The organism is Halomonas sp. (genome assembly GCF_052095695.1).
Lineage (GTDB): Bacteria > Pseudomonadota > Gammaproteobacteria > Pseudomonadales > Halomonadaceae > Vreelandella.
Window position 1 is genome coordinate 15,424 of record NZ_JBQDLQ010000025.1, and the last position, 26,347, is coordinate 41,770.

Below are 26,347 nucleotides of genomic sequence, written 5' to 3' on the forward strand. Positions count from 1 at the left end.
TTACCGAATCGCTTACTCCTGCGATCATTGTGTCGGTCAGGAAGCGGCTATGCTAGCTGATCTTGCCGTCACCGCTTACCCAAAAAGCCTGATTCGACCGCCGCTCAAACGACTAAGCAGCGGTTCACTACCGCCCCTGGGTGATTACCAAGTATCTCTCGTCAAGCGAGCGGGTAGTGGCGATGCCAGTGAAGTGCTGGCTGAACGCGTGGTGGAGACATTCAGGGAGGGGTAGTAAGCGCCCTCTTAGCCTCCCGCTAATTTACGTCATCGTCATGGCTTTTTGAGTTGGCATGAGTGGAATGACAGTGCTCCGCTGCTGTTTAACAGGGTACTGTAATTTGGAACAAGAAAAGACTATGCCACTTGCCTTTCAAGCTCGCTAGGAATCAAAAAGCCGCGAAGGATTTTTTCCATATCCTTACGTGCGTCGGTATGCTCGAGGTCAAGAAAATGCCCGGCATTGGGCACGACCTCAAATGCGCACTGAGGCATGTACTTGTCGGCTATCAGAATATCTTTTGGTGTTGTGTATTCATCCAGCTTGCCATTAACGAAAAGGGTCGGTATCTCAATATTACCCAGTAGCTGTTCATAGTCGGTGTCGTGCATGGATAGTATTTGCTCAATATGAAAGCAAACCTGTTGAAGCTCTTGTTCATCTAACCTTGAGAGGTGGCGGTAATTGATATGTTTCAATAAGCGAGGTAAGTATTTGCCTACTTCATCATTAAGAAGATGGGCGGCAGTTTTGACATCGCCAGCTTGTATGCAGTGACGCGCACCATTAATATAGCGCAGCATGTCATTATTAAGCTGGGTTGAAAAGGACGCTAGAACTGCTTTTTTTATAGAGCTGGGTGACTGAGCTAACGCCATCATTGCGGCATAACCACCCCATGAAACCGATAGTAGTGATGTTGGTTTAAAACGCTCAATCAGGGCAAGAAGAATGTTGACTTCATCCTCTTTAGTAACAATTCCACTGGCAGGGTTGTGCGGTTTCGATTGGCCAGAAAAAGGTAAGTCGAAAAGAATGACATTTAAACTATTGCTTAAATATTTGACACAATTAGTGAAGGAGGCGGTCGTTGCTAGTGCCCCGTTCACCATAATAATACTCTCAATGTTTTGAGGTTGTTGATAGAGTTCAACATGAACACAGTGTTTGCCTATCATGACGACCTGGGATTCAGCTTTCATTTCCTTCCCCTACGGTATGTGAATATTGGATGATGTGAACTCAAGCGTGCTGGTATGAGTAGCTGAGCCAAAGCAGTCCCATTAGCTATCACGAATATCGTAAGTAAGGTTTTATTTATTAGTGCGTTGTTATTTATCCTTCATTGTTGTAGGTGGAAGCTGGAATGTATGTAAGTTAAAGCTTATTTATTTGTAGGAAATTCGCTATTTCTATATAAGAGATATCTTATAGGTAACGTTTTAATTCAACACGGTTTCACTGTGTGTGATCGAGTATTTTTTGTGTTAAGAAAGACATTGTTATAAGGAGAGGTTGGGGTGGCAAGTTTACTGAGGCAGGGCCATAGCGCTTAAAACGTAGTCTTCTCCCTCGTTTGGGGAGAAGTGTTTAATTAAGTTTAGGGTGCGTATATAAGAGTGGGGGGTGGTAAAAACAGCGTTAACGTGGCGGCGCACTTAATTCGCTATCTCCGTTATAGGTAAGGGTAGTTTCCCAACTTTCGCTACTCACCATAATGGCTGCATGAATACCTGCGCTATCGCCTGCTTTTAAGGCTTTATAAATCGCTTTGTGATCCTTTAAAGCGGTTTCCGGCAGTGAGCGCATCGACGTTTCCAGTGCGGCTTCAATCAGTTGTAGCAAGGTCTCACCGACTCGAATGGTCATGGGGTTATGTGTGCTGTGCAAAATGGCGCGATGGAACGCGATATCGTGCCGCGAGGTTTGTGCGCCAGAACTGATCGCCTCTTCCATCGCGTCGATACTCTGCTGAATACGCTGATGATCCTCTGCCGTTGCGCTATGCATAGCTTGAAGGGTATACGCTGGTTCAAACATAAGGCGAAACTCCAGCACGTCCCGTGTCATGCCCCGCGCTAAAATCATTCCAAACGCCATCGGGTCGACCAGAGGCGTGCCTGGCTCGCGGCGAATCATCGTCCCCTGGCCGCGTTTGACTTCCACAATACCTATTGCTTGCAGCATTTTGATGGCTTCCCGCACGCTCGATTTCCCAATCCCTAAGCTGTGGGTCAATTCAGTTTCTGATGGTAAGTAGTCGCCTGGCTTTAAATCACCGCGAATCAAAGCACTTTTTATGCGTTCTAGCAGTTGCAGCGCGACGGAACTGCGCTCCATTGAATCCCCAAAAGATGTCTTATTCGAGGAAGTGGTCTCGGACTGGCGTTTCAAACTCATGTGGGCCTCGCGTGGCTCATCGGTGTTTATTGCATTCTATCAATGCCATAAGCCTAGCGGCTTAAGATACTTGGTCTCATATATTTAAAAGAAATATGTTTATTTTATTTTGGTTTATGCACCCATCTTGCTTATGGCTCGTTATTAGGTCTAGCATGATATCAGACATCTGATGTCTGGTATGTAAGTGATTCCAGGCACTTTGAAGCGAGAATCTGAATGACCAAAAAGCGCATTATAGTGCTAACCACGGGCGGCACTATTGCTAGTAAGCCTAGCAATTCAGGGCGCAGCCAATCGGGAGCGTTGAGTGGTGAGCACTTACTTGAGCAGGTGGCGCTACCTCAGGGCGTTGAAGTAACACTAGAGGTGAGTTCGATCCTGCAAAAGCCTAGCAACGCTGTCACCCTCGCTGATCTCGCTGAGCTTTATCGTCACGGCAGGGAGGCGTTAAATCGAGAAGATGTCGACGGCCTAGTCATTACTCATGGCACCGATACCTTAGAAGAGACCGCTTACTTCCTATCGCTGACGCTGCCCATTGATAAACCTTGCGTGATCACTGGTTCCCAACGGGCGCCACACCAGCTAGGCACCGACGCATTTAAAAATCTCTCCGATGCCATCGTGGCGGCGTCAAGTCCCCAACTCGGTCAACTCGGCTGTGTGGTGGTGTTCAATGAATCATTATTTACTGCGCGCTATGTCAGCAAGGTGAACAGCTTTCAGTTAAACGGCTTTGAAGCGCCGGGTACGGGGCCTGTGGGGTATATCGACGGGCAGCGGGTAAAGCTTTATCACGCGGCGATGCCGATAGCGCTTCCGATTGAGGGGTGGGACTTTCCGTTACCACGTGTCGATCTACTGCCCGCCTATTTAGATGCCTCCCCCGCGCTATTGAAAGCCTGTGTTGAAAGCGGGGCAAAAGCCGTAGTGATTGATGGCTTAGGCCGTGGCCATGTGCCACCTAGCTGGATGACCCCGATAAGAGAGCTGATTAACTCGGGCGTGCCTATCGCGATAGTGAGCAGCTGTGCTCAAGGGCCAGTGAATACTAGCTATGAATTTAGTGGCAGCCTTGCAGATTTAGCCTCTGCTGGGGTGCTAACACTTAACGATATCAGTGCACGTAAGGCAAGGCTTGCCCTTGCCCTGCTGCTGAGTAGTACCCAGCGCGAAGCGTTGGGGGATGCGATGGAGCGCATTATGGCGTGAGCAGCCACTGCCCCTGCTCATATGCGGTAACAGGAAACTAAAAAAGCAATTCACCATAACTAAATAAGGTGCTGGACATGAAACTAACGCTGACTAAAGCGACGCTCTCTGCTGCTATTGCCATCGCTTCTTTTAACGCCGTTCTACTCCATGCGGCCGAGCACACGTTCAGTTTTGCCCACGTGCTGATTGAAGAAACCCCTAACGGCCAAGCGGCGCTGCGGTTTAAAGAAGAGGTAGAGGAGAAATCTGACGGTCGGATTCAAATCAACGTATTGCCCGCCGCTCAGGTAGGTGGTGATGTTGAAATCATTGAGCAGATTCAAATGGGGTTGGTCGATATCGGTATTCCGCCATCCGCTACGCTGGGTAACTTTGAACCACGTATGCAGATTCTCGATTTGCCGTTCTTAATTGCCGATTACGACACCATGGTGGAAACGTTGGACGGTGACGTAGGCCGAGAAATTCTCGATACCCTGAATGGCCATAACATGGTTGGCATTAACTTCTGGGGAGCGGGTTTCCGGCATATTTCGAACAATGATCGCCCGATTGAAATGCCAGAGGATATGGCCAATATTCGTATGCGTACCATGCAGGCGCCGATCATTATTTCTACCTACCAAAACCTGGGTGCCAACGCGACGGCAATGGCGTTTACCGAGGTGTATAACGGTTTGCAGCAGGGCGTTGTATCAGGGCAAGAGAACCCTCTGGCCAATATCTACACCATGCGTTTCCACGAAGTGCAGGATTATCTCTCGCTGACGAATCACGCTTATCACGCTTACGCCGCGGTAATAAATCAGGATTCCTGGAACTCACTGCCAGAAGATCTACAGACAGTCATGTTAGAAGCCTTTGATAACGGTCGTGACACGTCGCGAGCATTAACCCTGCAGGATGAAACAACCATTCTGGAAGCGATTAAAGATGAGATCGCCATCAATGAGCTCACGCCGGAGCAACGCCAAGCTTTTATTGAAGCCAGTATGCCGGTGCACGAAGAGTATGAAGATATCGTCACTACTGAACTGCTGCATAAAGTTTATGACGCAGTAGGTATTGAATATTAAGGCTAGCTTTCACCAACGGAGCTATTTTCTTCTGGCCCATTAAGGGTGTGGATATCTCATGTTCGAAGCGCTCAATAAATGTCTTGATCGCTTGGAAAGTGTGGTGATGGTCGTTTTCATGTCGATTGCGACCGTCCTCACTACCATCCAAGTCGTTTATCGCTACGGCTTTAGCGGTTCGTTATTTTGGGCTGAAGAAGTCGTTATTTATTCCATTATTTGTATGAGTTTTGTGGGTGCCAGTATGGGCGTGCGTCATGGCACCCATATTTCGGTGGATGTACTGAATGCAATTGCCACGCCTGCTATTAATCGCTGGCTACATTTAATCGCAGCGCTAATGGGCATCGTGTTCGCTGGATTTATGGCCTATTACGGCTTTGTTCTCTATTTTAATACGCTCGGCCGTGGGCAGTTGACCGCCGCGCTTCGCCTGCCGATGGCATGGTTCTATCTGCCTATCGCAATATCTGGCGTGCTACTTATCTTGCGCTATTTATGGGTGATCAGTGACGTATGGAATAAGCCTCCGGTAAGTCTCTCCGAAGAGCTTGTGGCGGAGCCGGATAAGCTCGTTTAACTCTTGGAGAGCGATCATGATTACTGCGTTATTACCGATCTTCTTTGCCGTTTTATTGTTGGGGCTACCGATATTTGCCTCGCTCGCCTTGGCGGTGTTTCTCGCCATTGAGTTTTTTGGTACCACCAACCCGGTGATTGTGCCAATGCGCATGTTTACCGGCATGAATAACTTCTCGCTGATGGCAATACCGTTTTTCATTCTGGCGGCGGAGTTAATGCGTATTGGCGGGCTTTCTGACCGGCTGATTAATCTCGCCAAAGCGTTAGTGGGGTGGGTGCCTGGCGGTTTAGCAGCAGCTACCGTATTGTCATGCCTATTCTTCGGGGCCATTTCTGGTTCAAGCCCCGCCACGGTGGTGGCGATTGGTTCGATCATGTTTCCAGCGCTGGTAGCGGCTGGCTACGATAAGCATTTTGCGATTGGTTTGATTGCCACCGCCGGTACGCTGGGCCCCATCGTGCCGCCAAGTATCGCGCTGATTATCTACGGTTCAGTGACAGGCACCTCCGTAGGACGACTGTTTGCGGCAGGTCTATTACCGGCCCTCGTTATAGCCTCGTTGCTCATCGCCTACTGTATTGTCTACAGCAGCATAAAAGGGTATGAACGCTCTTCTTTCCCAACGCTGAAGGAAGTGCTAGCGGCCTTTAAATCTGCCGTCTGGGGCCTCGGCTTACCGGTGATTCTGTTGGGTGGCATCTATAGTGGGGTATTTACTCCCACTGAGTCAGCGGCAGTAGCCTGCATATATGGGCTGTTGGTTGGCATGGTGGTATATCGCACTATCAACTTAACGGCGTTGGTGGGGACGCTGAGAAGCTCGGGGCTGATTTCCGCCACTTTGCTGCTGATTACCGCAGGTGCCTCGGCTTTTTCTTGGCTGCTTGCTATTACCGGCACGCCTAGCCAACTGGCGGGACAGGTACTGTCGTGGACGGATGACCCCTTTCAGGTGATGGCGCTGTTTAACGTCGTGATGATTATTGCTGGGTTCTTTCTCGATAGTGCCTCGGCAATCATCGTGCTCTCGCCGCTGCTACAGCCTATTGCCGCCCAGGTGGGTGTAGATCCGGTGCACTTCGGCATTATCACGCTGATCAACTTCTCGGTGGGCATGATCACACCGCCCGTCGGATTGAACCTGTTCGTCGCCATGGCGATATCCAAAATGTCACTGCAGGAAGTGTTTCGGGCCTGCTTGCCGCTGATTGGTCTGATGCTGGTAGCGCTGATTATTATCACTTATATCCCATGGCTAAGTAACTGGCTGCCCTCGCTAATTTATTAATTAACAGCTTGAATACATTAATTAACAAGGACAATTAACCATGAGCAAAACGATTGAACAAGCCGTAGCAGAGCAGGGGCTGACGTTACCTGCGATTCCCAAGCCGCGCGGTCTGTTTCTGCCGTGGTCCCGGTTGGGCAACCAGTTGTTTTTAGCGGGACAGATCTGTGAGCGTGGGGGCGATGTTCTCTATCCTGGCAAGGTGGGCGGTGAATTCGATCTTGAAACTGGGAAGCTGGCGGCCCAGGCGTGTGCCTTAAACCTCTTGGCGGAATTGAGCGATGCTGTTGATGGCGACTTCTCTCGGGTGGTGCGCTGTGTGCGCATGAATGGTTTCGTCAATGTGGCGCCGGGCTTTCACGATGTGCCGCTGGTCATTAACGGCGCGTCTGAGCTATTTGTCGCTCTGTTTGGCGATGCGGGGCGCCACGCCAGAACTGCCATTGGGGTGGCGACACTACCCGGCAATGCAGCGGTGGAAGTCGAAGCGATTTTTGAAGTGCGTTAATCACCGGCCGGAGGTACGTGGAGTATGCAGGATTCAGCAATTTTTCTACCCCTACGCGAACAGCAAGCGCGGCTTCGTGCAGGGACTCTCACTGCGACTGCTCTTGCGGAGGCATCGATAGCGGCTTACCAGCAACGTGGCAAACACGATCACGCCTACCTCACGTGGAACGGTGAGCAGGCACTGGCGATGGCTAACGCCACGGATGCTGTGCTTACCCAAGGCGGCGATGCGGGGGCGCTAATGGGGTTGGCGGTCTCAATTAAGGATATCTATGCCGTGACGGGTCTACCCACTTATGCGGGCTCTTCCCAACGACTTCCCAAACGCTGGGAGCGCCCTGGCCCTGTAGTAAGTGCTTTGTTGAAGCAGCTGCCATCTGTCATGGGCAAAACCCACTCGGTTGAGTTTGCCTTTGGCGGACTGGGGACGAATGTCCACTGGGGAGCGCCGCGCAACCCGTGGGATATACATCAACATCGCACGCCTGGCGGTTCAAGCTCCGGGGCGGGTGTTTCGTTGGTGGGCGGCACTGCAAGTTTGGCATTGGGCACCGACACCGCCGGTTCGGTGCGTATACCCGCCTCAATGACCGGCGTGGTAGGCCTGAAAACCACCGTAGGACGCTGGTCGACCGCCCAGATCGTACCGCTCTCGACCACGCTGGATACCCCTGGGCTGCTGGCGCGAAGAGTCGATGATATCGTCTTTGCATTTGACGCGCTGGACGTTCATCTGAGCGGTAACGATGATCAAGTCCCTGCGACGCCTTCGCTTGCCGATTTAACCTTTGGCGTGCCGGAGACGTTTTTCTGGGACGACTGCAGTCCGGGTATTGCGGAAACCGTTCGCGCGGCTATCAAACAGCTGGAAGTCGCCGGGGCACGAATAGTGACCCTGGAACTACCTGGAATCGACGAAGCGTATGCGTTATTCAAACTGGGCGGTGTGGCCGCCGCAGAGCTAGCGGCGTTTCTAAAAACTGAACTACCTGAAATGATCAATTCCCTCGACCCCAACGTCGCAGCGCGTGTGGCCGCGGCAAATGATATGCCGGCGTGGGAGTATGTACGTCGTCGTACGGTGCTGGATTCGCTCTATCAATCTGCAGCCGCTCGCATGGCCGATGTGGATGCGGTGCTTACCCCGACGGTAGCAATTACCCCGCCCACTATCGAAAGTCTCGAGCCAGAAGGTGCCTATCCCAAAGCCAATATGCACGCCCTGCGCAACACGGTGATCGCTAATTTCCTCGGTCTGTGTGCCTTAACGCTGCCGGTTGGGAAAGATGCCGCAGGCATGCCCGTTGGTCTGCAAGTGCTCGCCGGACCGTGGCAAGACGCTAAACTGTTGGCCATGGGGCAGGCGATTGAAAACGAACTGGGGTCAGGATTGGAGATTTTAGGTCAGCCGCCGGCGGTGTGATCAAGCGAGCCTAAGTGCTTCCGCCGATTTGAAGCGTAAAACCCACGTCGTGCTGGCGGCGGTAGACGCTTTTGTCGCTTAGCCGCCGGATAAGTTCCTTGGCGGCTAAGCGCCCCATCTCTTCTCTGGGTGAGAGAATAGTCGTGAGTTGAGGGGTTACGTGCTGTCCAAGTGGCAGGCCGTTAAAGCCGGCAATGGCGATATCGCCCGGCACATTGAGGCCTTGACGCTGAGCCGCAAGCAGGGCGCCTGCCGCTAGGTCATCGTTAGCAAAATGGATGGCTTGGGTGTGGGGGTGTTGCGCTAATACCTGAGGCAGGCTGTCAGCCCCTGCTTGCAGGCTACCCAGTGTATCCAGTTCTACCAATGGTGCTTCGACTCCCTTGGCCTGTAACACAGCCTTGTGCCCTTGATAACGCATGCCCGCTCGGTAATCCTGAGTCAGGCGCGCGCCTACATAAACAATATGGCGATAGCCTTTGTTGATCAGATGGGTAGCCATACAGCGACCCGCAGCGACATGGTCTAGTCCAACGTTAAGATCCATCCCCTTGCCCAGCTCCATCACTTCCATAATGGGGTGATCCCAATTGGCCAGCAGCGTATGACACGCTGTGTTGTGGCGTAATCCGGCCGTGACCAGCGCCGAGCATGACCAGCCTAAAAACGTACGCACTAACTGATACTCGCGGTCTAGATCATAGTCGGTGTTACCCAGCAGTATCTGATAGCCCTCGGCTTCCAGTGTTTCCTGCAGGCCCTTGATAACCTCCACGAACACACTATTGATGAGTGATGGAACGATCACGGCAATCAGTCGTGAGCGAGACGATGCCAGGCTACCGGCTACCAAGTTGGGTACGTACCCCAAACTTTCCACTGCTTTTAGAACACTTTGTCGAGCGTTGTTACTGACTTTGTCAGGGTAATTCAATGCCCTCGATGCCGTAATCGGTGACACCCCTGCCACCAGCGCGACTTGGCTTAGCGTGACTTGGTCAGAGCGTCGGCGCTGTTTAGCAGTATGGCTGGTGTCTTTAGACATTGGTCGCACGGCCCTAATGTTCGGCTTGTTGTTATGCGAAGAATAATCTAAAACGAATGGTAGCGCTATCATGACAGCGCTACCATTCGTTTTCAGCATCGGGTAAGAGAAGGAAATAACACCGCGATAACAGCAACAAACACAACAACAGTCTCAAAACAACGAGGTATCGGCAGGTGAGTCAACGCGATAATCAAACACTTCAAGTAGGTGTTATTGGCCTGGGTGCCATGGGCATGGGCACCGCTACCTCATTGGTTAAACAGGGACTGGCAGTAACGGGCTGTGATATCTCTGCCGAGGCGCGCGAGACTTTCGTGGCGGCAGGTGGCAAGAGTGTCACCACTCCTGCGGAACTCGCTCATTGTCAGGTTGTGCTGGTGGTGGTGGTTAACGGTTTACAGGTTGAGCAAGTGTTGTTCGGTGAGCAGGGTGTGGTTGGTCAACTGGCGCAGGGCAGCCTGATTGTGCAGTGTGCGACGGTCGCACCTAGTCAGGCCAAACAGCTCGGTGAACGCTTGGCGGCGCAGAGGTTGATGATGCTGGATGCACCGATCAGCGGCGGTGCGGCGAAAGCCAAAAGCGGTGAGCTTTCGGTGATGGCGTCCGGGGCGCCGGCGGCGTTCAGCGACGCCCAGCCAGTGCTTGATGCCATGGCCGCCAAGGTCTACCGGCTTGGTGATGCCCCCGGCGTTGGTTCCAGCATGAAGCTCGTTAATCAGTTGCTGGCAGGGGTGCATATCGCCACAGCCGCCGAAGCGATGGCATTGGGCATTCGCATGGGGCTCGACCCGGAGGTGATTTTTGACGTTATTACCCACTCTGCAGGCAATTCCTGGATGTTTGAGAATCGTGTGCCGCACATTCTGAGTGGCGACTACACGCCACTGTCGGCGGTGGATATTTTCGTCAAGGATCTCAATATCGTTCATCAGACCGGCCGCGAGCTGGCATTGGCAACGCCGGTGGCGTCCAGTGCATTGCAGCAGTTTACCGCTGCCAGTGGCGCAGGCTTTGGCCGCGAAGATGATTCAGCGGTGATCAAGGTTTATCAACGGCTTTCGGGAATCGCATTGCCAGAAGCCGCTAACGATGCCCAAGGAGCCTGATCAACATGGGTATGGGATCGAACATGGTACTAGGGGCCATCGCCGACGACCTGAGTGAGGTCGATGCGGTCGTGGACGTCCTGGGAGCGGATCAAACCGTCATGGTACCCGCCTTTCCGATTAATGGCCGCACGATCTACCAGGGGCATCTATTTGTCGGTGACCGGTTACTTAACGACAGCGGCATGCAGCACCACCCGCTGACGCCAATGATCGATGCTGATCTCGTGCGGGTACTCTCTCACAGACGTTGCACGGGCGCACCCGGCGACCCCCAGCTGGGCGATGCCGTGCGGGGCCTAACGCCTGAACAGGTTGATGAACTTGAGGCGCGGTTTCCCCAGGGATTAGCCTACATTGCGATAAAGAGGCACCCATAAATCATGATTCGATTAGCCGCCAACCTTAGCATGCTGTTTAACGAGCACGACTTCATCGACCGTTTTTCGGCGGCGGCTGATGCAGGGTTTAAAGGGGTTGAGTACCTATTTCCGTACGCATACAGTGCTGAGGAATTGCGTCACGCGCTTAGGGATAGCCAGTTAGAGCAAGTGCTATTCAATCTGCCGCCGGGCGACTGGGAGGCAGGTGAAAGAGGGCTAGCCAGCCTGCCCGGCCGCGAAGCTGAATTTCGCGATTCGGTGGTAGAGGCATTGCGTTATGCCGAGATACTTCGGTGCCCTCGTGTTCATGTCATGGCGGGGCTGCTGCCGGAAGGCGCCGATGCTACGACCCAAGCCGACCATCAGGCTACCTACCTTCGTAACCTTCAATATGCTGCCAGTGAAGCCGCCAAACTAGGCAAGGACATATTGATTGAGCCCATCAATACCCGCGATATGCCGGGGTTTTTCCTATCTCGCCAAGCCCAGGCTATGGCGATTCTGAAAGAGGTAGGGGCGAGCAATCTGAAGCTACAGTTTGACCTCTACCATTGCCAGATAATGGAGGGAGACCTTATTCGTCATCTTGAGCAGCAAGTTAGCGCTATCGGGCATGTTCAAGTGGCTGGAGTACCTGAACGGCATGAGCCAGATGTAGGCGAGATCAACTATCCAGCGCTGTTTAGCAGGCTCAATGCGCTGGGTTATAGCGGCTGGGTTGGCTGTGAATACAAGCCTGCCGGGGACACTCGCCAAGGCTTAGGCTGGGGACGAGATTATGGCCTGCGTACATGACGCGGTACTTCATAGCGCGCCATGGGAATGGGTAACAGATAAACAGTCTCAAGCACTAACCACCTACAATAAAGCGAGGACACCTTAACCATGCATATCTTAATAACGGGCGCTGCTGGGTTTCTAGGGCAGCGTCTTTTACATCGACTGATTCGCCGTAAAGAGCTGTGCGGTCAGCCGGTCACGCATTTAACCCTGATCGATCAAACCCAGGCTGCCGTACCCGAAGCGGCTGATATAACGATCCACAATGCTGCCGTCAATATTACCGCTCCCAACGCACTCGATGGTGTACTTAGCCAACAGCCCGATGTCATCTTCCATCTAGCAGCCGTAGTAAGCTCCGCTGCTGAGGCCGACCTGGACCTAGGAATGGCCGTCAATTTTGATGCCACTCGCGCCCTGCTGGAAGGTTGCCGTGCCCATCACTTGAATAAGACTCGCTTGGTAATGGCCAGCTCCGTGGCGGCTTATGGTGGGACGTTGCCTGACGTACTGGATGATATGACTGCTTTACAGCCGCAAACATCCTATGGCACGCAAAAAGCGATGTGCGAACTCCTCATCAACGACTACAGCCGACGCGGCCTGATTGACGGCAGAGTGCTGCGTTTGCCGACGATTGTTATCCGTCCTGGGCGGCCGAATGCCGCGGCCTCAAGTTTCGCCTCTAGTATTCTGCGCGAGCCCTTAAATGGAGAGGAGGCGATCTGCCCCGTGCCGTTAGACCAAGCCCTGTTTGTTATGTCACCAGATAAGGTGATCGAAGCGCTGATACATGGCGCCGAAATTCAAGAAGACGCATTTGGTAAATTTCGCGCCTTTATACTGCCGGGTATTACCACTAATGTTACTGAAATGCTGGAGGCTTTACGTGAGGTGGCGGGCCCAGACGCCGTGGCGCGTGTACGTCATGACCCCGACCCTCGTATCGCGCCTCTGGTGGCCAGTTGGCCCGCCCGTTTTGAAACTGATAAGGCGAATCAGCTTGGCTTTGTTGGAGACCGTGACTTCAAGCAAATTATCGATGCCTATGTGGAAGAACATCGCTAATTTACCTTCGCCTACCTGTCTGGTGAGCGAGCAATAAGGGGTCTCTACTCCCCGTCGTTCTTACTAATAAATACAATCAGGAGTATTACCATGACCACTCGTTTTGCTCAGCGTACGCTTGCAACCGCTATCGGCACCGCTACCTCTCTGGCCCTGGCCGGCTTGGCGTTTCAAGCCCAAGCCGCGACAGAAGTCAGTGTGGGCTATGCCATCTCCAGTGATTCTCACTACGGTGCCGGCTCGCGGGCGTTTAAAGAGACACTTGAGCGCCTTTCTGACGGTGCGTTTACCGTCACGGATCACTCTAGTGGCTCTCTCGGTGGCGAACGGGCCATGATCGAGGGGTTGCAAATTGGCACCGTCGATATCGTGATTACCTCTACCGGACCGCTGGGTAACTTTGTCCCGGAGACCTACGTTCTCGACCTGCCGTTTTTGTTCACTAGCTACGAGCAGGCCCGTTGCGTCCTCGATGGAGAGGTCGGCCAATCGCTGCTCGATAAGATGGATGACCATGACCTGGTGGGCCTGTCCTGGTCAGAGAATGGTTTCCGCCATATCACCAATAGCCGACGCGCTATCGATAAGCCAGAGGATGTCCGCGGGTTGAAAATCCGTACTATGGAGAACCGTATTCACCAGCAAGCCTTTCAAGGGTTAGGGGCGAGCCCAACGCCGATGGCCATGCCAGAGCTGTTCACCGCCTTGCAACAGGGAACGGTAGACGGTCAGGAAAACCCCATTACGGTGATTGTGGCCGCGAACCTCTACGAAGTTCAGGATCAACTATCGCTGACCGGCCACGTCTATTCGCCAGCCATTGTGCTCGGCTCGCCGGTGCTGATTGATGGACTGAGTGAGGAGGAGCGTGCGTGGTTCGATGAAGCCGCCCAAGCTTCTACCGAGGCCACCCGTGCTGAGGTGTCACGCTTAGAAGAAGAGGGCGTGGCATTCCTGCAGGAGCGTGGCATGACGGTGACCGAAAACGTTGACCCTGAGCCCTTCCAAACGGCCGTGGAGTCAGTGCACGCCGATTTTGTTGAGCAGTACGGCGATGAGATGCTAGAGCGTATCCGCGACAGCAGTTGCTGAGCCCGTCCCGTGGCGCCAATGAGGCGCCACCTTTCCCACCCCCTGACGGATGAGGTGACGCATGGTGTCCTGGTTTTTGCGTATCGAGCATGTGTTGACCCGGTTGGCAATGGCGATCGCTATTGTGATGTTGATCGTGTCGGTGTCGCTGAGTTTCTATCAGGTACTCACTCGGTTTATCTTTAATGCACCTTCCACGTGGTCGGAAACGCTATCACGGGCATCGATGATCTGGTGTGTCTTTATGGCAGCAGCGGCTACGTTTCGCGGCGGTTTTATGATGGCCGTGGAGGTGATCTACAAGCTGGTGCCTAAATCTACTCTACTGGCGCTGGAGTGGTTTATCGGGCTGTGTTGCCTTCTAGTACTCACTGTCCTGGTGTACTACGGCATCCAAATGACCCAACGAGTCAGCAACCAGACGCTGTCGGCCCTGGAGGTGTCGATGTCCTGGGCGTACGCGGCCATTCCGGTGGGCAGCGCTTTTGCGATGGTCGCTGTTCTCGCGCGACTGCTGGCTCAAAGCTGTGGGCTTGAGGCCCTGGGGCCGGCGCATGATGAAGCGGCCGAGCAAGAGGTGATGACCGAGGTGTCTGCTACCCAGAAAGAGTCGCACTTATGAACCTTGCCATTGGTCTGTCACTGTTGATTCTGTTCGCCACAGGCGTTCCAATCGCGATCTCCATTTTGTTGGCCTCGATCATCGGCATTGAGTTTTTCTCGCGACTGCCGCTAGTGATGGTGCCTCAGCAGCTGTTTGTGGGGCTTGATCACTTTCCGCTAATGGCGATTCCCTTCTTCATCCTGGCGGGGAACCTGATGGCGGCCGGGGGCATCTCCAACCGATTGGTGGATCTGGCCAAGTCGATCGTGGGCGGCGTTCAGGGCGGACTGGCGATGACCTGCGTGCTAACCTGCATGATGTTTGCTGCGGTGTCAGGCTCTAGCGTGGCCACCACTTTTGCCATCGGGGCGATCCTGATTCCGGCGATGGTCAAGCACGGTTACCCCAAACCCCTAGCGGCCTCCATTCAGGCCTCCTCGGCAGAGCTTGGGGTGCTGATTCCGCCCTCTATCCCATTAATCCTGTTTGGGGTGAGCACTAACACCTCTATTGGCCAGCTATTCATTGCGGGCATTGGCCCGGGACTGTTGGTCGGCGGCGCGCTGCTGATCTTTGTGTACATTTTTTGTAAATTGCGTGGATTTGGACTTCAAGATCGCAATGACCGTACCCGCTTCGTCACCGCCTTCCAGCGCGCCTGGGCGGCAATGCTGATGCCCGTCGTGGTGATCGGCGGCATCTATGGCGGTATTTTTACCCCCACCGAAGCTTCGGCAGTGGCGGTGTTCTATGCCCTGGTGGTCGGTGCTTGCTACCGTGAGCTTAAGTTTTCCGACCTGGTGCCCGTGCTGCGCCAAAGTGTTATCTCAACCGCCGCGGTAATGTTGATTATCTCTGCGGCTGCGCTGTTTAGCTTTTTAATTAGTCGCTCCGGTCTTCCGGCCCAGGTTGCCGCCAGCGTCACGGCCATGTTCGATAGCCCTTGGGCATTCTTAATGGCGGTCAATATCCTGCTGCTGATAGTGGGGATGTTTGTCGAGACCGGTGCTGCCATTCTGGTACTGGCGCCCATTCTCACCCCCATTGCCATGCAGTTTGGAGTTCACCCGGTGCATTTTGGACTGATCATGGTGGTCAATTTAGCCCTAGGCATGATTACCCCACCGCTGGGCGTCAACCTGTTTGCCGCGTGTGCAGTGGCAAAAATTTCCATCGATCAGATGCTGCCCTGGCTGGTGCGCTTTGTACTGGTGGTGTTGGCGTGTCTGATGGCGGTTACCTATATGCCCTGGATCTCCATGGGGTTGGTTAACCTGCTGTATAGCTAAGGAGTATGCCAATGATTCATTTGCCCGAGTTTCCACCTCAGGCCGCGTTGATAGGCAACGCCTGGGTAACTACCAGTGCTACATTGCCGGTAGAGGCTCCTGCTCGTGGAGAGGTCGTCACGCAAATTGCGCGTTGCACGTCCGAGCATGTTAATGACGCCATCACTGCGGCGCGGCGCGCCTTTTCTGGTGAGCTGGGGGAGTGGGCTCAGTGGAGTGCACGGCAGCGCAGCGCATGGCTATTTGGTTTTGCTGATGCCATTGAGGCTAATCATCCGCATCTATCGGCGCTGGAGTGTCTGGACACCGGCAAACCCTTAACCCAGGCACGCGCGGATATTAAAGCCTGCGCTCATTATTTTCGTTTTTATGGCGGTGGCGCCGATAAGTTACACGGTGAAACCCTGCCCTATGAAGAGGGCTACACCGTTATGACGCTGCGTGAACCCTACGGTGTTTGCGCTCAGATCATCCCTTGGAATTACCCTGCCCAGATTTTTGGCCGCTGCGTGGCAGCCGCTTTGGCTACCGGTAATACCGTCGTACTCAAGCCCGCCGAAGATGCTTGTTTGAGCGTTTTGAGCTTAGCAAACCTGGCAGTTTCTACCGGCTTGCCAGCAGGGGTGCTTAATGTAGTGCCTGGGCTTGGGCGTGAGGCCGGCGCCGCTCTGGCCGCGCACCCGGGCATTGACCATCTCTCATTCACCGGCTCACCTGAAACAGGCACCCAGGTGACGCAGGCGGCGGCAGTGCATCACGTTCCAGTGACGTTAGAACTCGGGGGCAAGTCGCCGCAGATTGTTTTTGCGGATGCTGATCTTGATGCGGCTTTCGAAGCGGTGGTACGGGGGATTATCCAAAATGCGGGGCAAACCTGTTCGGCGGGCAGCCGTTTATTGATCCAGCGCGATGTATCAGAAGCGTTTACTGATCGTCTGGTAGAGCGCTTTTCAGCGCTGCGATGTGCGTCGGGCGAGGAGGATGCCGATTGTGGTCCGCTGATTAATGCGCGCCAAAAGTCTCAGCTTGATGAGCGGTTAGCCACTGCCGAAGCGGACGGCATTCGCATCGCCGCCAAAGGGCAATTAACCAAAAATGCCTCACGTGGGGGGCACTTTGTCGTTCCGCACCTGCTCACAGGGATTCCCGATGGGCATAACGTGCTGCGCGAAGAGCTGTTTGGCCCCGTGTTGGCCGTCCAGGTATTTGACGATGAAGCGGAAGCACTGCGCTTGGCAAATGCCACCGACTTTGGGCTTTGTGCCGGCGTTTGGACCCGTGACGGTGGTCGCCAATTGCGCTTGGCGAGAGGCATTCGAAGCGGCCAGGTATTCGTCAATAACTATGGCGCGGGCGGCGGTATCGAGCTGCCCTTCGGCGGTGTCGGTCGTTCGGGTCACGGGCGGGAAAAAGGCTTCGAAGGGCTGCGCAGCTATACCCGGTTGAAAACGGTGGCCATTCGCCATGGCTAGGCAAACGCGTAAGTAGTCATACGCAATTTTAGGTTAGGAGATTATTCATGAATCAACTCGTTCGTACAGAGCATCGCGTTGGCATGGTGGGTGTGGGGTTAATGGGGCACGGCATTGCTAAGAACATTCTTAAAGCGGGATACTCCTTGGCTTTTCTTGATCACTCAGGCAACCAGCCTGTGGATGATTTATTAGCGGCGGGGGCCGTGCCGTGTTCCAGCGCACGGGAAGTGGCTGAGCAAGCAGATGTGGTTTTGCTGTGTGTGACAGGGTCGCCCCAGGTGGAGGCCGTTCTCTTTGAGTCTAATGGGGTGTTGGAGGGGCTGGCTAAGGACGCCATTGTGGTGGATTGCTCAACCTCGCTGCCCAGCTCTACAGCTAAGGTCGCCGCTAAGGTAGCCGAAGTAGGAGGCTACTTAGTTGATGCAGCGATGACGCGAACGCCCAAAGAGGCCGAGGAAGGGCGGCTAAACCTTATCGTTGGCGCAGACCAATCACTGTTTGAGCAGTTACATCCGCTACTAGCGAGCTTCGCTGAGGTTATTACTCACGCGGGAGGAGTGGGGGCGGGTCATACCCTTAAGCTGCTGCATAACTTTGTTTCTTTGGGCTTTTCGGCGGTATTGGCCGAGGCCACTGCTGCCTCTCGTAAAGCAGGTATCAGCGATACTGCATTATTAGAAGTGCTCGGGGCAGGCGGCGGTGGCGGAGTGATACTAGAGCGGTTACGCCCCTATATCGCTGAAAATGATCCTTCGGGTTTTAGATTCACTGTCGCCAACGCCAGCAAAGACCTTGGTTACTATCACACCATGACTAATGAGCTGGGGGTAGAGCGTGGTATTGCTGGAGCAGTGCATGCGCTCTATTCGTCTATCGATGACACAACCTTAGCCGTTCCGGAAGTGATTGGCGTGTTGGAGGGCCGGAGGCTGTGAGTGAAGTAAACCTTTATATAAAGTCGATCGCATACCATGCCTAACGGCAAACATCATGATAGCGACGCCCATGTCGATCAGCCGCCAAATGACTGGGCGCGAAAGCCACGGCGCGATCCCGCCCCAGCGAGTGATAGCAAGCAAAAGTGGATTCTGCGCTAACCAACTGGCCAAGCCGAACACGCCTGCGGTTATCAGCAGGCTATCGCAAACGATGCATAGCAGCGCCACCGCTATATGGTGTTCGCGCCGCAGGCTTTGCGACAGCACGAACGCATTCTGAGCACCGATAGCCATGATGAATCCAATAGACAACAGCAAACCGTTGCTATAGCTCTGCCACAGGCTTAATTCCTTGCGACTTATGCAAGGTGGGTTAGGCTGGGGGTTAGTACCTGAACTACAGGTACAGCAGGCGTTAACGCGCGGTGAATTAGTAGATTTGTTTCCAGAACGGTTCATCGAGGTTCCCCTCTATTGGCACTACTGGCGCAATGGTGGAACGCTATTGTCTGGACTGCCCGAGCACCTTCGGCTTGAGGCGCTAAAGGTGCTGGAGCCACTTTAGGTAAGTATGGGCTTTATAAGAACATTGCCTAAGCAGGATCGCGATCAATTGCAAACGCTGACCATGCCTGACGTACCGGCATGATTTCAAGACGATTGATATTGATATGTGCGGGTAGTGTCGCCAGGTAGAAAAGCTGCTCGGCAATATCTTCCGCTTGGAGTGGCGATGTACCTCTGTAAAGTGCGTCCGAGGCGGCTTGATTGCCTTTGGTTCTAACCAGGGTGAATTCCGTTTCCGCCATGCCAGGGGCAAGATCGGTCACGCGGACACCTGTTCCTAGCAGGTCACAGCGCAGGTTATAGCTAAACTGCTGCACAAACGCTTTCGATGCCCCGTATACATGACCACCGGGATAAGGCCATTGCCCCGCCACTGAACCCAAATTAAGAATGCTCGCACCTTCACCCGTTTTAAGCAGCAGCGGCATCGCCGCATGGGTCACATTGACCAGCCCTGTGATGTTGGTATCAATCATCGTATGCCAATCTTGCAGTGCTACTTTTTGCGCTGGCTCCGGCGCTAGCGCCAGTCCAGCATTATTAATGAGGCACGTCAGCGGTAGAAATTCCGCCGGCAAATTACTAATTGCCTGGGTCACCGCATCACTGTCACGAACGTCTAGGGCTAGTGTTAGTGCTGAGGTTTGCTCTGAAAGCTCATCCTTTAGCGCCTGTAAGCGCTCTTCACGGCGGCCGGTTAAGATCAATGACCAACCCGCTTTAGCAAAGCGTTGCGCTGCCGCTTTACCAAACCCTGACGTCGCTCCAGTGATAAGTACGCTTGGCATGGGGGTACCTCCTTTGTAGTTAACAATTATTAGCAGTTAAAAATCAGGTTTAATTAATGGTTTTGTGTCGATAAAAGGTCGTGCATTTCATTATTTTAAGCAGCACAGGTAAAAGAAATTTAGAGCCAGTTAACGCCCGTTGGTGGGACATTGACTGTTCCTGACGTCATCTGTCCCCCTGGCATGTAACGATTGGCCCTACAGCCTAACGGGCTGAAGTTACTAGGCTGGCAAGCACGCTATGACCATTGATTAAACAGGGTGCTTGCTATGAATGCCAATGTTGCCGTTTCTTATCCAGCCACCGTTGATGTGGATGACCGCTATGTACACGGCTTAGATCGCCAGTATGTGTTTCACTCCTGGGCACAGCAAAGCAGTTTAGACCCTATGGTCATTGCTGGCGCGCAAGGCTGCCGGGTGTGGGACTTTGCAGGACGCACCTATTTAGATTTTAGTAGCCAGTTGGTTAATACCAATATCGGCCATCAGCACCCCAAAGTGGTAAGCGCGATACAAGCCCAAGCAGCGAGCCTGTGCACTATTGCCCCAGCCTATGCAAATTTAGCCCGTGGTGAGGCGGCCAAGCGTATTATCGCTAAAGCGCCCGCTGGATTCAGTAAGGTGTTTTTTACCAATGCGGGGGCTGATGCCAATGAAAATGCCATCCGCATGGCGCGACTATATACGGGGCGAACAAAAATCCTTTCTGCTTACCGCTCCTACCATGGCAATACCGGTTCAGCGATTGCCGCTACCGGTGATTGGCGGCGGGTGCCCAACGAGTATGCCAGTGGGCATGTTCACTTCTTTAACCCCTACCTTTATCGCAGCGAGTTTTGGGCGCGGGGTGAGGATGAAGAGTGTGAGCGGGCGTTAACCCATCTGCGCCGGGTGATTGAGTGCGAAGGCGCCAAGGCAGTCGCCGCTATCTTGTTGGAAACAATACCCGGTACCGCTGGCGTTCTATTACCTCCCAAAGCGTATTTACAGGGTGTCAGGCAGCTAGCCGATGAGTTTGGCATCGTGTTGATTCTCGATGAAGTGATGGCGGGTTTTGGCCGCACCGGGCGCTGGTTCGCCTTTGAACACTACGGCATGGCGCCCGACTTAATTGTCTTTGCCAAAGGGGTTAACTCCGGCTACGTGCCCGCCGGTGGGGTGATTATTTCAGAGCCTATCTCCCGTTACTTCGACGACCACTTTTTTGTCGGCGGGCTAACCTATTCTGGCCATCCGCTAGCGATGGCGGCGATTGTTGCCACCCTGGACGCTATGGAAGCAGAGGGCATCGTAGAGAATGCTGACAAAATAGGTAACGGATCATTAGCGGAAGGGCTGAAGCAACTGGCTGAGCGCCATGCTGTTATTGGTGATTGGCGCGGGCTGGGCGTATTTCACGCCCTGGAGCTGGTCAGTGATCCCGTGCGTAAAACGCCTCTACCAGGGCCTGAAGTACTAAAGTTAAAACAGCAGTTGATGGAGCAAGGCCTGCTGGTCTTCGCCGTAGAAAACCGCATTCACGTGGTACCGCCGTGTATCGTGACAGCGGAGGAAGTGGCAGAGGGCTTGGCAATCTTGAACCGCGTGTTGGAAAGCTACACTCAATCTACCTGATAACAAGCCGCTAAGTGCTTAAAGCGTTATCGTAGGCAAGACCCAGGCGCTGTATGCCTGGGTCGATACGCTCCATCGCGATGGCGCCAAACCCTAAGCGGAAAAAGCGTCGCGGCGGGGCGGCATCAAAGAAGTGCTGAAAGCCAGGTTCAATGAGCACGCCTCGTTGAGCCGCGTGCCAGGCAAGGCGCTGGGTATCGATGCTAGCGTCCGCCTCCAGCCAAAAGGCGCTGGAGCGGGTACTGCTGTGGCTGAGGCAACCGGGTACTGCCCGATCAATGGCACGCCGCATCGCGTCGCGCCGTCGGTCGATCTCTTCCACATGCAGCTTGAGATAGCGCTCGTAATACCCTTGGGAAATAAATTGTGCCAACTGGTGCTGCAAGGCGGCGGGCGGGTGGCGGTACATCATGCGGCGTAGTGCGCGTAGCTCATCAATCAACTCAGGATCCGCCACCACGTAGCCCATGCGTAGCCCTGGTGAGAGTGCTTTGGATAAGCTGCCCATATAGATAATCCGCGCACTCTGCGCACTGGCTTTAAGGGCCGGGAGCGCGAATTGATCGCCATGAATCTCGGCGTCGTAGTCATCCTCAATCACAATTTGGTCGCGATGGGGGAGTTGTGCTAGCAAGGCATCACGCCTGGCCCGGCTCATGGTGACGCCCGTTGGTACCTGATGGCTGGGCATCACATAGAGATAGTCACACGGCTGGGTATTCTCCAGGCGCATGCCTTCTGCATCCAACGCCTGGAATTGCAGGTTGGCACCGCAGTGGGAAAACACATTCATTGCTTCGCGATAACCGGGCGACTCTAAAGCAACGCGCACTCCTCGGTGGCACAGCAGTTGCGCAATCAAATAGAGCGCATTTTGCGTGCCCATAGTGATGAGGATCTCCTCTGGACGAGCGAAGATACCTCGACGCGGCAAAATACGTTTACGCAGTTGCTCAATGAGTAGTGGGTCATCTTGATCAATACGATCACGTAACCACGGTTTATCACGCTGCGAACTTAATAATCGACGAGAAACATCACGCCACTGGGCTAACGGAAAAAGCCGCGTATCTAACTGACCATAAATAAATGGGTATGCATACTCTGACCAATTGCCTGGTTTGAGAATGCCTTGGTAGTTAGTAGGGCGCTGAGTAATACGTTTGTGCCAGTTTGGTGCAGTTGTTGATTCATCTTTTTTTTCAGTTAATGCCATTAAGGATGAATTAAGCGCTAAATGTGGGTCGTTGTAGTCAGGATGCAAATAATAGCCGCTACGTGGACGGCTAATTAAGTAGCCATCTTCGACCAGTTTTTCATAAACAATAGACACTGTATTACGTGAAATACCTAGCTGTTGAGAGAGCTTACGGCAGGAGGGGAGCGCCTCATCGGAGGGCAAGCTACCTAAGTGAATCGCTTCAAGTAGCGTGGCACGCAGTTGTTCTTGCAGGCAGGCTGCGGCATTCGGGTCGACGTCAAGGCACAGCGTTGCCATCCATTACTCCTCTTCAGATAAGCTTGTCCTCACGTTAATCTAAGCATCTTTCGTGCCAGTTCTAAGCTGGCCAACTGTCCTTTTACTTTACGCCAACTGGCTCTAATCGAGAGCAGGATAAAAAACTAGGGTGAAGTCACCTTCCACATGTAGCCGTTCGGCTATCGATGTTTGTCTACTCTAGGGGAATCAGGTGATGAAGAACTTAGCTGTTTTAACTTCCGTATTAAGCGTTGGTGTTCTTGCGTTCGGTATGTCATTAACGGCCAACGCTGCAGACTTAGAAGAAATAGAGAGCCGTGGTTACCTGAGAGTAGCGACTGAAGATAATTACGCCCCGTTTAATTTTATGAGTGGCAGCGACCCCGATGGTTTTATCAAAGATATATTGGTTGAGCTTGAGGAGTACGCTGACTTTGAAGTTCGTCAGGACATTTTGCCGTGGACAGGGCTTTTAGCCTCCGTCTCATCAGGCCAATACGATATGGCGCTTACCGGTGCCTCAGTAACGGATGAACGCCTGCGAGTATTTAACTATGCGCCGCCGTTCGCCTCTGCCCAGCACTTTTACATCAAGCGGGCGGGCGATGACCGTATCAATAGCATTGAAGATTTGAGTGGTTTGACGCTGGGCGTTCAAGCAGGTAGCGCACTGCTGTCGCGTCTGCCAGAACTCGAAGCCATGCTGGAAGAGAGCGGCGGCGAGCTCGGTGAGGTGATGGAGTATGAAGCCTACCCAGAAATTTACGCCGATCTTGCCAATGGCCGTGTTGATTACGTCATCAACTCAATCGTCCCCGTGAATGATCTGATTAGTGAACGTGCCGATGTCTTTGAAGCAGGCCAAGCTGTCTCAGGCCCCGGTTATGTGGCTTGGCCGATGCCTAAAAGCAGCCCAGAGCTGCTGACCTATATCACCGATTTTATGACCCACCTGCGTGACTCTGGCCGCTTAGCTGAGCTACAGGAAGCGTGGTTTGGCGAGTCGTTTGATGACCTACCGACCACCCCTATCATCTCCGTGGAAGAGTTCCACGAAATGGCCGGTATGTAGTAAGGCGTGAACTATAACAGCCGTTCGCCGCATAAGCGGTGCAGCGGCTGGGTGTCTTTATCCAGCAAGTAAGGGGGGCGTATGGACAGTAGCGCATGGGGACTGCTCATTCAGGGAGCCTGGACAACGCTGTGGATATCCGGCATCTCTATTGCTATCGGCGTAGTAATGGGGCTGATAATCGCCTTGTTAAGGGTGGCAAAAATCCCTGTTCTGCATCCGTTGCTGGGTATTTATATTAGCTTGGCAAGAGCCACACCGCTGGTAACGTTGGTACTCTTCATCTTTTTAACTGCACCGACCATGGGCGTTAACCTTAATCGCAATGTGGCCGGTATTATCGCGCTAACCCTCAATACTACCGCCTTTAACGCCGAAATATGGCGCTCTGCATTCAACAACTTCTCCAAAGAGCAGCGTGAAGCGGCGCTAGCCATTGGCATGACCCCCTGGGTCTATTTTCGTCGCATTATGCTACCGCAAATCACGATTACCAGCCTACCGGGATTGGTAAACGAGATGTCGTTTCTGATTAAAGGCAGCCCCGCCATTGCCGTGATCGGCGTGGTCGACCTGACTCGCGTGACCAATCGTATTGCGGCGGTTACCTACGACCCGCTGCCACCCATTTTAGTGGCTGCGGCCCTGTATATGCTGATCATCAGCCTGTTGGTATGGCTTCAACGCCTAGCTGAGCGAAAAGCCAGCCGATTGGCCGTCTAACATGGCCAACAAAGGGGAGCCTTTATGAGCAACTGGGATATTCTTTGGTCATCGTACGATGTGTTTTTGAACGGTTTTTATAACACCTTAAAACTGTTTGGTTTATCCGCAGTGCTAGCGTTTATATTGGGTAGTGGGGTCGTGTTTTTGTTAGAGGGTTCGCGCCCGCGTTTAAAAATACCGTTGCGCATCTTTATTGATGGCATGCGCATGCTGCCGTTTTTGATATTGGCATATCTACTTTACTACGGCTTACCTAGCGCAGGGGTGCGGATGAGTGCCTGGACGGCGGGGATTATTGCCTTAGTGATGTATCACGGCGCTTACTTCGCAGAAATATTGCGTGGCTGCCGCGCTACTTTCGCGCAAGGGCAAGTAGAAGCTGCCATCGCCCAGGGGTTTTCGCGATCCAGCATGTTTATGCGCATTATTTTGCCGCAGCTAATTTTGAAGACAAGAGGTTTACTGGGCAATCAACTGATTATCCTGCTCAAAGACACCGCCTTTCTGGTGATTATCACCGTACGCGAACTGACCGCAGCAGCGAGCAGCCTGTCGAGCACCTACTTCATTCCCATGGAAGCCTTCATCGTGGTGATTGGCTTCTACTGGCTGATCAGTATTGGCTTAGAACTGTTTATTAAAATGATTGGCCGTTTTGGCGCCAAGCGAGGATTTGAAAATGCCTGAGACCGCCGCTGTCAGTATTCGCAATCTTTCCAAAAGCTTTGATGGAACCGAAGTGCTGCGCGATGTATCGCTGGAAGTGCAGCCCGGCGAAGTGATGAGTATTTTGGGATCTTCAGGGTCAGGAAAATCCACCTTGCTACGCTGCATTAACTGGCTTGAACAGCCTGACCATGGCGACATTCGTATCGATGGTGACCATATCGGAGTAAGTGATACCGGCAAACCTATGACACGCCGCCAACTAGCGACCATGCGTGCGCGACTAGGCATGGTGTTCCAAGGATTTAACCTATGGCCTCACCTGAGTGTGCTGCGCAATGTTACTGAAGCTCCCATTCATGTTCAGGGCGTGGGTAAGAAGGAGGCCGAAGAACGCGCCATGGCGCTGCTCGAAAAAGTCGGTATGGTCGACAAGCGCGAGCAATATCCTTACACCCTTTCAGGTGGGCAAAAGCAGCGGGTGGCGATTGCCCGTGCGCTTGCCATGCGACCGAAGGTAATGCTGTTCGATGAGCCTACTTCTGCGCTCGATCCGGAACTGGTGGGTGAAGTGCTTGGGGTTATTAAAGACCTTTCGAAAGAGGGCTACACCATGGTGCTAGTCACCCACGAGATGGAATTTGCTCGTGCCGTCTCCGATCAGGTGGTCTTTCTCGATAGAGGCATCATTATCGAAAAATCGCACCCTAGTGAGTTTTTTGTCAATCCCAAAACAGAACGGGTACGGCGCTTTTTGGAAATAGAAGCGCCCGCTGTGTAACGACACAGCGCCTGGGATTGGCTCGATCATTACCCCAGCTGCCTGCGCCAACGATTTTCAATGGTATCCAACTCTGCTGGGCCGTACTGCGCATGATCATGCGCCCCGTAGTAGGCCCATAATTGGTCGCCGTAATCAAAGTGCCACCATTCGCTGGGCAGGTTGGTGAAGCCATGCTGATGCATGGTGTGATACAACAAACGGCGGTGATCCCGCGCCTTATCTTGCTGTGGGGTAAGCATTCCCAGATGTTCAAAGTAGTCGCTATGAGATGCCGGAAGTGCCTCATCAAACAGCGTACCCATATCCAACGGCATGCCATCGAAATCACAGAGTGTGACATCCACCGCGCCGCCGGTGAGGTGTGG

At 53.3% G+C, this 26,347-nt stretch carries 26 protein-coding genes and 2 pseudogenes; 21 read left to right on the top strand and 7 right to left on the bottom strand.

What is annotated here, in order from left to right; genetic code table 11:
• Positions 1-49: 49 nt before the first annotated feature.
• Positions 50-235, top strand: a complete 186-nt coding sequence (locus tag ACTH5D_RS07040) for a hypothetical protein (protein WP_441669630.1) — start codon at positions 50-52, stop codon at positions 233-235.
• A 122-nt stretch (positions 236-357) separates the two neighbouring features.
• Here the strand turns inward: ACTH5D_RS07040 and ACTH5D_RS07045 are convergent, their stop codons facing one another.
• Together ACTH5D_RS07045 and ACTH5D_RS07050 are read right to left on the bottom strand one after the other, a co-directional pair.
• Complete coding sequence (locus ACTH5D_RS07045; RefSeq protein ID WP_441669632.1) at positions 358-1,203, bottom strand: alpha/beta fold hydrolase; 846 nt, start codon at positions 1,201-1,203, stop codon at positions 358-360.
• 439 nt (positions 1,204-1,642) lie between these two features.
• Positions 1,643-2,401, bottom strand: a complete 759-nt coding sequence (locus ACTH5D_RS07050; protein ID WP_441669634.1) for a FadR/GntR family transcriptional regulator — start codon at positions 2,399-2,401, stop codon at positions 1,643-1,645.
• Between the two features lie 219 nt (positions 2,402-2,620).
• On the opposite strand from ACTH5D_RS07050, the gene ACTH5D_RS07055 reads away from it, so the two are divergent.
• The 6 genes from ACTH5D_RS07055 to ACTH5D_RS07080 all read left to right on the top strand — a co-directional run bounded on the left by ACTH5D_RS07055 (position 2,621) and on the right by ACTH5D_RS07080 (position 8,499).
• The gene (locus tag ACTH5D_RS07055; protein WP_441669636.1) at positions 2,621-3,616 is read left to right on the top strand and encodes an asparaginase; all 996 of its coding nucleotides are present in this window, start codon (positions 2,621-2,623) and stop codon (positions 3,614-3,616) included.
• 77 nt (positions 3,617-3,693) lie between these two features.
• A complete protein-coding gene (locus tag ACTH5D_RS07060; protein WP_441669637.1) occupies positions 3,694-4,695 on the top strand; it encodes a TRAP transporter substrate-binding protein in 1,002 nt (333 codons plus the stop codon).
• 58 nt (positions 4,696-4,753) lie between these two features.
• Positions 4,754-5,275 (top strand): TRAP transporter small permease, encoded by a 522-nt coding sequence (locus tag ACTH5D_RS07065; protein WP_441669639.1) that lies wholly within the window; start codon positions 4,754-4,756, stop codon positions 5,273-5,275.
• A 16-nt stretch (positions 5,276-5,291) separates the two neighbouring features.
• Positions 5,292-6,566 (top strand): TRAP transporter large permease, encoded by a 1,275-nt coding sequence (locus ACTH5D_RS07070; protein ID WP_441669641.1) that lies wholly within the window; start codon positions 5,292-5,294, stop codon positions 6,564-6,566.
• A 40-nt stretch (positions 6,567-6,606) separates the two neighbouring features.
• The gene (locus tag ACTH5D_RS07075) at positions 6,607-7,074 is read left to right on the top strand and encodes a RidA family protein (RefSeq protein WP_441669643.1); all 468 of its coding nucleotides are present in this window, start codon (positions 6,607-6,609) and stop codon (positions 7,072-7,074) included.
• A 24-nt stretch (positions 7,075-7,098) separates the two neighbouring features.
• Complete coding sequence (locus ACTH5D_RS07080; RefSeq protein WP_441669645.1) at positions 7,099-8,499, top strand: amidase; 1,401 nt, start codon at positions 7,099-7,101, stop codon at positions 8,497-8,499.
• Positions 8,500-8,509: 10 nt separating this feature from the next.
• Here ACTH5D_RS07080 and ACTH5D_RS07085 read toward each other — a convergent pair whose 3' ends face one another.
• A complete protein-coding gene (locus ACTH5D_RS07085) occupies positions 8,510-9,544 on the bottom strand; it encodes a LacI family DNA-binding transcriptional regulator (RefSeq protein WP_441669647.1) in 1,035 nt (344 codons plus the stop codon).
• Between the two features lie 149 nt (positions 9,545-9,693).
• Between ACTH5D_RS07085 and ltnD the strand changes: the two are divergent.
• The 9 genes and pseudogenes from ltnD to ACTH5D_RS07130 form a co-directional block, all read left to right on the top strand.
• A pseudogene (gene ltnD / locus ACTH5D_RS07090) lies at positions 9,694-10,653 on the top strand (L-threonate dehydrogenase); the annotation flags it as partial.
• Between the two features lie 62 nt (positions 10,654-10,715).
• Positions 10,716-10,901: pseudogene (locus tag ACTH5D_RS07095) on the top strand (four-carbon acid sugar kinase family protein); the annotation flags it as partial.
• Positions 10,902-11,036: 135 nt separating this feature from the next.
• Positions 11,037-11,831, top strand: coding sequence for a 2-oxo-tetronate isomerase (otnI, locus tag ACTH5D_RS07100; protein WP_441669649.1), 795 nt, complete (start codon positions 11,037-11,039; stop codon positions 11,829-11,831).
• 90 nt (positions 11,832-11,921) lie between these two features.
• Positions 11,922-12,884 (top strand): D-erythronate dehydrogenase, encoded by a 963-nt coding sequence (gene denD / locus ACTH5D_RS07105; RefSeq protein WP_441669651.1) that lies wholly within the window; start codon positions 11,922-11,924, stop codon positions 12,882-12,884.
• A 90-nt stretch (positions 12,885-12,974) separates the two neighbouring features.
• Complete coding sequence (locus ACTH5D_RS07110; RefSeq protein WP_441669653.1) at positions 12,975-13,976, top strand: TRAP transporter substrate-binding protein; 1,002 nt, start codon at positions 12,975-12,977, stop codon at positions 13,974-13,976.
• 61 nt (positions 13,977-14,037) lie between these two features.
• Positions 14,038-14,598, top strand: a complete 561-nt coding sequence (locus ACTH5D_RS07115; RefSeq protein ID WP_441669655.1) for a TRAP transporter small permease — start codon at positions 14,038-14,040, stop codon at positions 14,596-14,598.
• On the top strand, positions 14,595-15,869 hold the full coding sequence (locus tag ACTH5D_RS07120; RefSeq protein WP_441669657.1) for a TRAP transporter large permease: 1,275 nt from the start codon (positions 14,595-14,597) through the stop codon (positions 15,867-15,869). Before ACTH5D_RS07115 ends, ACTH5D_RS07120 begins: the two co-directional genes overlap by 4 nt.
• Before the next feature lie 11 nt (positions 15,870-15,880).
• Positions 15,881-17,341, top strand: coding sequence for an aldehyde dehydrogenase family protein (locus ACTH5D_RS07125; RefSeq protein WP_441669659.1), 1,461 nt, complete (start codon positions 15,881-15,883; stop codon positions 17,339-17,341).
• 47 nt (positions 17,342-17,388) lie between these two features.
• Entirely contained in the window at positions 17,389-18,279 is an 891-nt protein-coding gene (locus ACTH5D_RS07130; protein ID WP_441669661.1) for an NAD(P)-dependent oxidoreductase, read from the top strand.
• Here ACTH5D_RS07130 and ACTH5D_RS07135 read toward each other — a convergent pair.
• Complete coding sequence (locus ACTH5D_RS07135) at positions 18,232-18,741, bottom strand: LysE/ArgO family amino acid transporter (protein WP_441669663.1); 510 nt, start codon at positions 18,739-18,741, stop codon at positions 18,232-18,234. The two genes, ACTH5D_RS07130 and ACTH5D_RS07135, sit on opposite strands and share 48 nt — an antisense overlap.
• Positions 18,742-18,875: 134 nt before the next feature.
• Positions 18,876-19,637 carry an SDR family NAD(P)-dependent oxidoreductase gene (locus ACTH5D_RS07140; RefSeq protein WP_441669665.1) on the bottom strand — a complete coding sequence of 254 codons (762 nt, stop codon included), beginning with the start codon at positions 19,635-19,637 and terminating at the stop codon, positions 18,876-18,878.
• Between the two features lie 270 nt (positions 19,638-19,907).
• Between ACTH5D_RS07140 and ACTH5D_RS07145 the strand changes: the two genes are divergently transcribed.
• Positions 19,908-21,254: an aspartate aminotransferase family protein gene (locus ACTH5D_RS07145; RefSeq protein ID WP_441669667.1), complete on the top strand. Its 1,347-nt coding sequence runs from the start codon at positions 19,908-19,910 to the stop codon at positions 21,252-21,254.
• A 10-nt stretch (positions 21,255-21,264) separates the two neighbouring features.
• On the opposite strand, the gene pdxR is transcribed toward ACTH5D_RS07145, so the two are convergent.
• A complete protein-coding gene (pdxR, locus tag ACTH5D_RS07150; RefSeq protein ID WP_441669669.1) occupies positions 21,265-22,752 on the bottom strand; it encodes a MocR-like pyridoxine biosynthesis transcription factor PdxR in 1,488 nt (495 codons plus the stop codon).
• A gap of 196 nt (positions 22,753-22,948) precedes the next feature.
• On the opposite strand from pdxR, the gene ACTH5D_RS07155 reads away from it, so the two are divergent.
• The 4 genes from ACTH5D_RS07155 to ACTH5D_RS07170 all read left to right on the top strand — a co-directional run bounded on the left by ACTH5D_RS07155 (position 22,949) and on the right by ACTH5D_RS07170 (position 25,979).
• A complete protein-coding gene (locus ACTH5D_RS07155; protein WP_441669671.1) occupies positions 22,949-23,806 on the top strand; it encodes a transporter substrate-binding domain-containing protein in 858 nt (285 codons plus the stop codon).
• Between the two features lie 81 nt (positions 23,807-23,887).
• Entirely contained in the window at positions 23,888-24,529 is a 642-nt protein-coding gene (locus tag ACTH5D_RS07160) for an amino acid ABC transporter permease (RefSeq protein WP_441669673.1), read from the top strand.
• A 24-nt stretch (positions 24,530-24,553) separates the two neighbouring features.
• Positions 24,554-25,219, top strand: coding sequence for an amino acid ABC transporter permease (locus ACTH5D_RS07165; protein WP_441669675.1), 666 nt, complete (start codon positions 24,554-24,556; stop codon positions 25,217-25,219).
• Entirely contained in the window at positions 25,212-25,979 is a 768-nt protein-coding gene (locus ACTH5D_RS07170) for an amino acid ABC transporter ATP-binding protein (protein ID WP_441669677.1), read from the top strand. Before ACTH5D_RS07165 ends, ACTH5D_RS07170 begins: the two co-directional genes overlap by 8 nt.
• 29 nt (positions 25,980-26,008) lie before the next feature.
• Here ACTH5D_RS07170 and ACTH5D_RS07175 read toward each other — a convergent pair.
• The coding region (locus ACTH5D_RS07175; RefSeq protein WP_441669679.1) for a M15 family metallopeptidase at positions 26,009-26,347 on the bottom strand (339 nt) is incomplete at its 5' end.

Coding starts and splice junctions, on each gene's coding strand:
- ACTH5D_RS07040 (WP_441669630.1), top strand. CDS start 50: ATGCTAGCTGATCTTGCCGTCACCGCTTACCCAAAAAGCCTGATTCGA.
- ACTH5D_RS07045 (WP_441669632.1), bottom strand. CDS start 1,203: ATGAAAGCTGAATCCCAGGTCGTCATGATAGGCAAACACTGTGTTCAT.
- ACTH5D_RS07050 (WP_441669634.1), bottom strand. CDS start 2,401: ATGAGTTTGAAACGCCAGTCCGAGACCACTTCCTCGAATAAGACATCT.
- ACTH5D_RS07055 (WP_441669636.1), top strand. CDS start 2,621: ATGACCAAAAAGCGCATTATAGTGCTAACCACGGGCGGCACTATTGCT.
- ACTH5D_RS07060 (WP_441669637.1), top strand. CDS start 3,694: ATGAAACTAACGCTGACTAAAGCGACGCTCTCTGCTGCTATTGCCATC.
- ACTH5D_RS07065 (WP_441669639.1), top strand. CDS start 4,754: ATGTTCGAAGCGCTCAATAAATGTCTTGATCGCTTGGAAAGTGTGGTG.
- ACTH5D_RS07070 (WP_441669641.1), top strand. CDS start 5,292: ATGATTACTGCGTTATTACCGATCTTCTTTGCCGTTTTATTGTTGGGG.
- ACTH5D_RS07075 (WP_441669643.1), top strand. CDS start 6,607: ATGAGCAAAACGATTGAACAAGCCGTAGCAGAGCAGGGGCTGACGTTA.
- ACTH5D_RS07080 (WP_441669645.1), top strand. CDS start 7,099: ATGCAGGATTCAGCAATTTTTCTACCCCTACGCGAACAGCAAGCGCGG.
- ACTH5D_RS07085 (WP_441669647.1), bottom strand. CDS start 9,544: ATGTCTAAAGACACCAGCCATACTGCTAAACAGCGCCGACGCTCTGAC.
- otnI (WP_441669649.1), top strand. CDS start 11,037: ATGATTCGATTAGCCGCCAACCTTAGCATGCTGTTTAACGAGCACGAC.
- denD (WP_441669651.1), top strand. CDS start 11,922: ATGCATATCTTAATAACGGGCGCTGCTGGGTTTCTAGGGCAGCGTCTT.
- ACTH5D_RS07110 (WP_441669653.1), top strand. CDS start 12,975: ATGACCACTCGTTTTGCTCAGCGTACGCTTGCAACCGCTATCGGCACC.
- ACTH5D_RS07115 (WP_441669655.1), top strand. CDS start 14,038: ATGGTGTCCTGGTTTTTGCGTATCGAGCATGTGTTGACCCGGTTGGCA.
- ACTH5D_RS07120 (WP_441669657.1), top strand. CDS start 14,595: ATGAACCTTGCCATTGGTCTGTCACTGTTGATTCTGTTCGCCACAGGC.
- ACTH5D_RS07125 (WP_441669659.1), top strand. CDS start 15,881: ATGATTCATTTGCCCGAGTTTCCACCTCAGGCCGCGTTGATAGGCAAC.
- ACTH5D_RS07130 (WP_441669661.1), top strand. CDS start 17,389: ATGAATCAACTCGTTCGTACAGAGCATCGCGTTGGCATGGTGGGTGTG.
- ACTH5D_RS07135 (WP_441669663.1), bottom strand. CDS start 18,741: ATGAACCGTTCTGGAAACAAATCTACTAATTCACCGCGCGTTAACGCC.
- ACTH5D_RS07140 (WP_441669665.1), bottom strand. CDS start 19,637: ATGCCAAGCGTACTTATCACTGGAGCGACGTCAGGGTTTGGTAAAGCG.
- ACTH5D_RS07145 (WP_441669667.1), top strand. CDS start 19,908: ATGAATGCCAATGTTGCCGTTTCTTATCCAGCCACCGTTGATGTGGAT.
- pdxR (WP_441669669.1), bottom strand. CDS start 22,752: ATGGCAACGCTGTGCCTTGACGTCGACCCGAATGCCGCAGCCTGCCTG.
- ACTH5D_RS07155 (WP_441669671.1), top strand. CDS start 22,949: ATGAAGAACTTAGCTGTTTTAACTTCCGTATTAAGCGTTGGTGTTCTT.
- ACTH5D_RS07160 (WP_441669673.1), top strand. CDS start 23,888: ATGGACAGTAGCGCATGGGGACTGCTCATTCAGGGAGCCTGGACAACG.
- ACTH5D_RS07165 (WP_441669675.1), top strand. CDS start 24,554: ATGAGCAACTGGGATATTCTTTGGTCATCGTACGATGTGTTTTTGAAC.
- ACTH5D_RS07170 (WP_441669677.1), top strand. CDS start 25,212: ATGCCTGAGACCGCCGCTGTCAGTATTCGCAATCTTTCCAAAAGCTTT.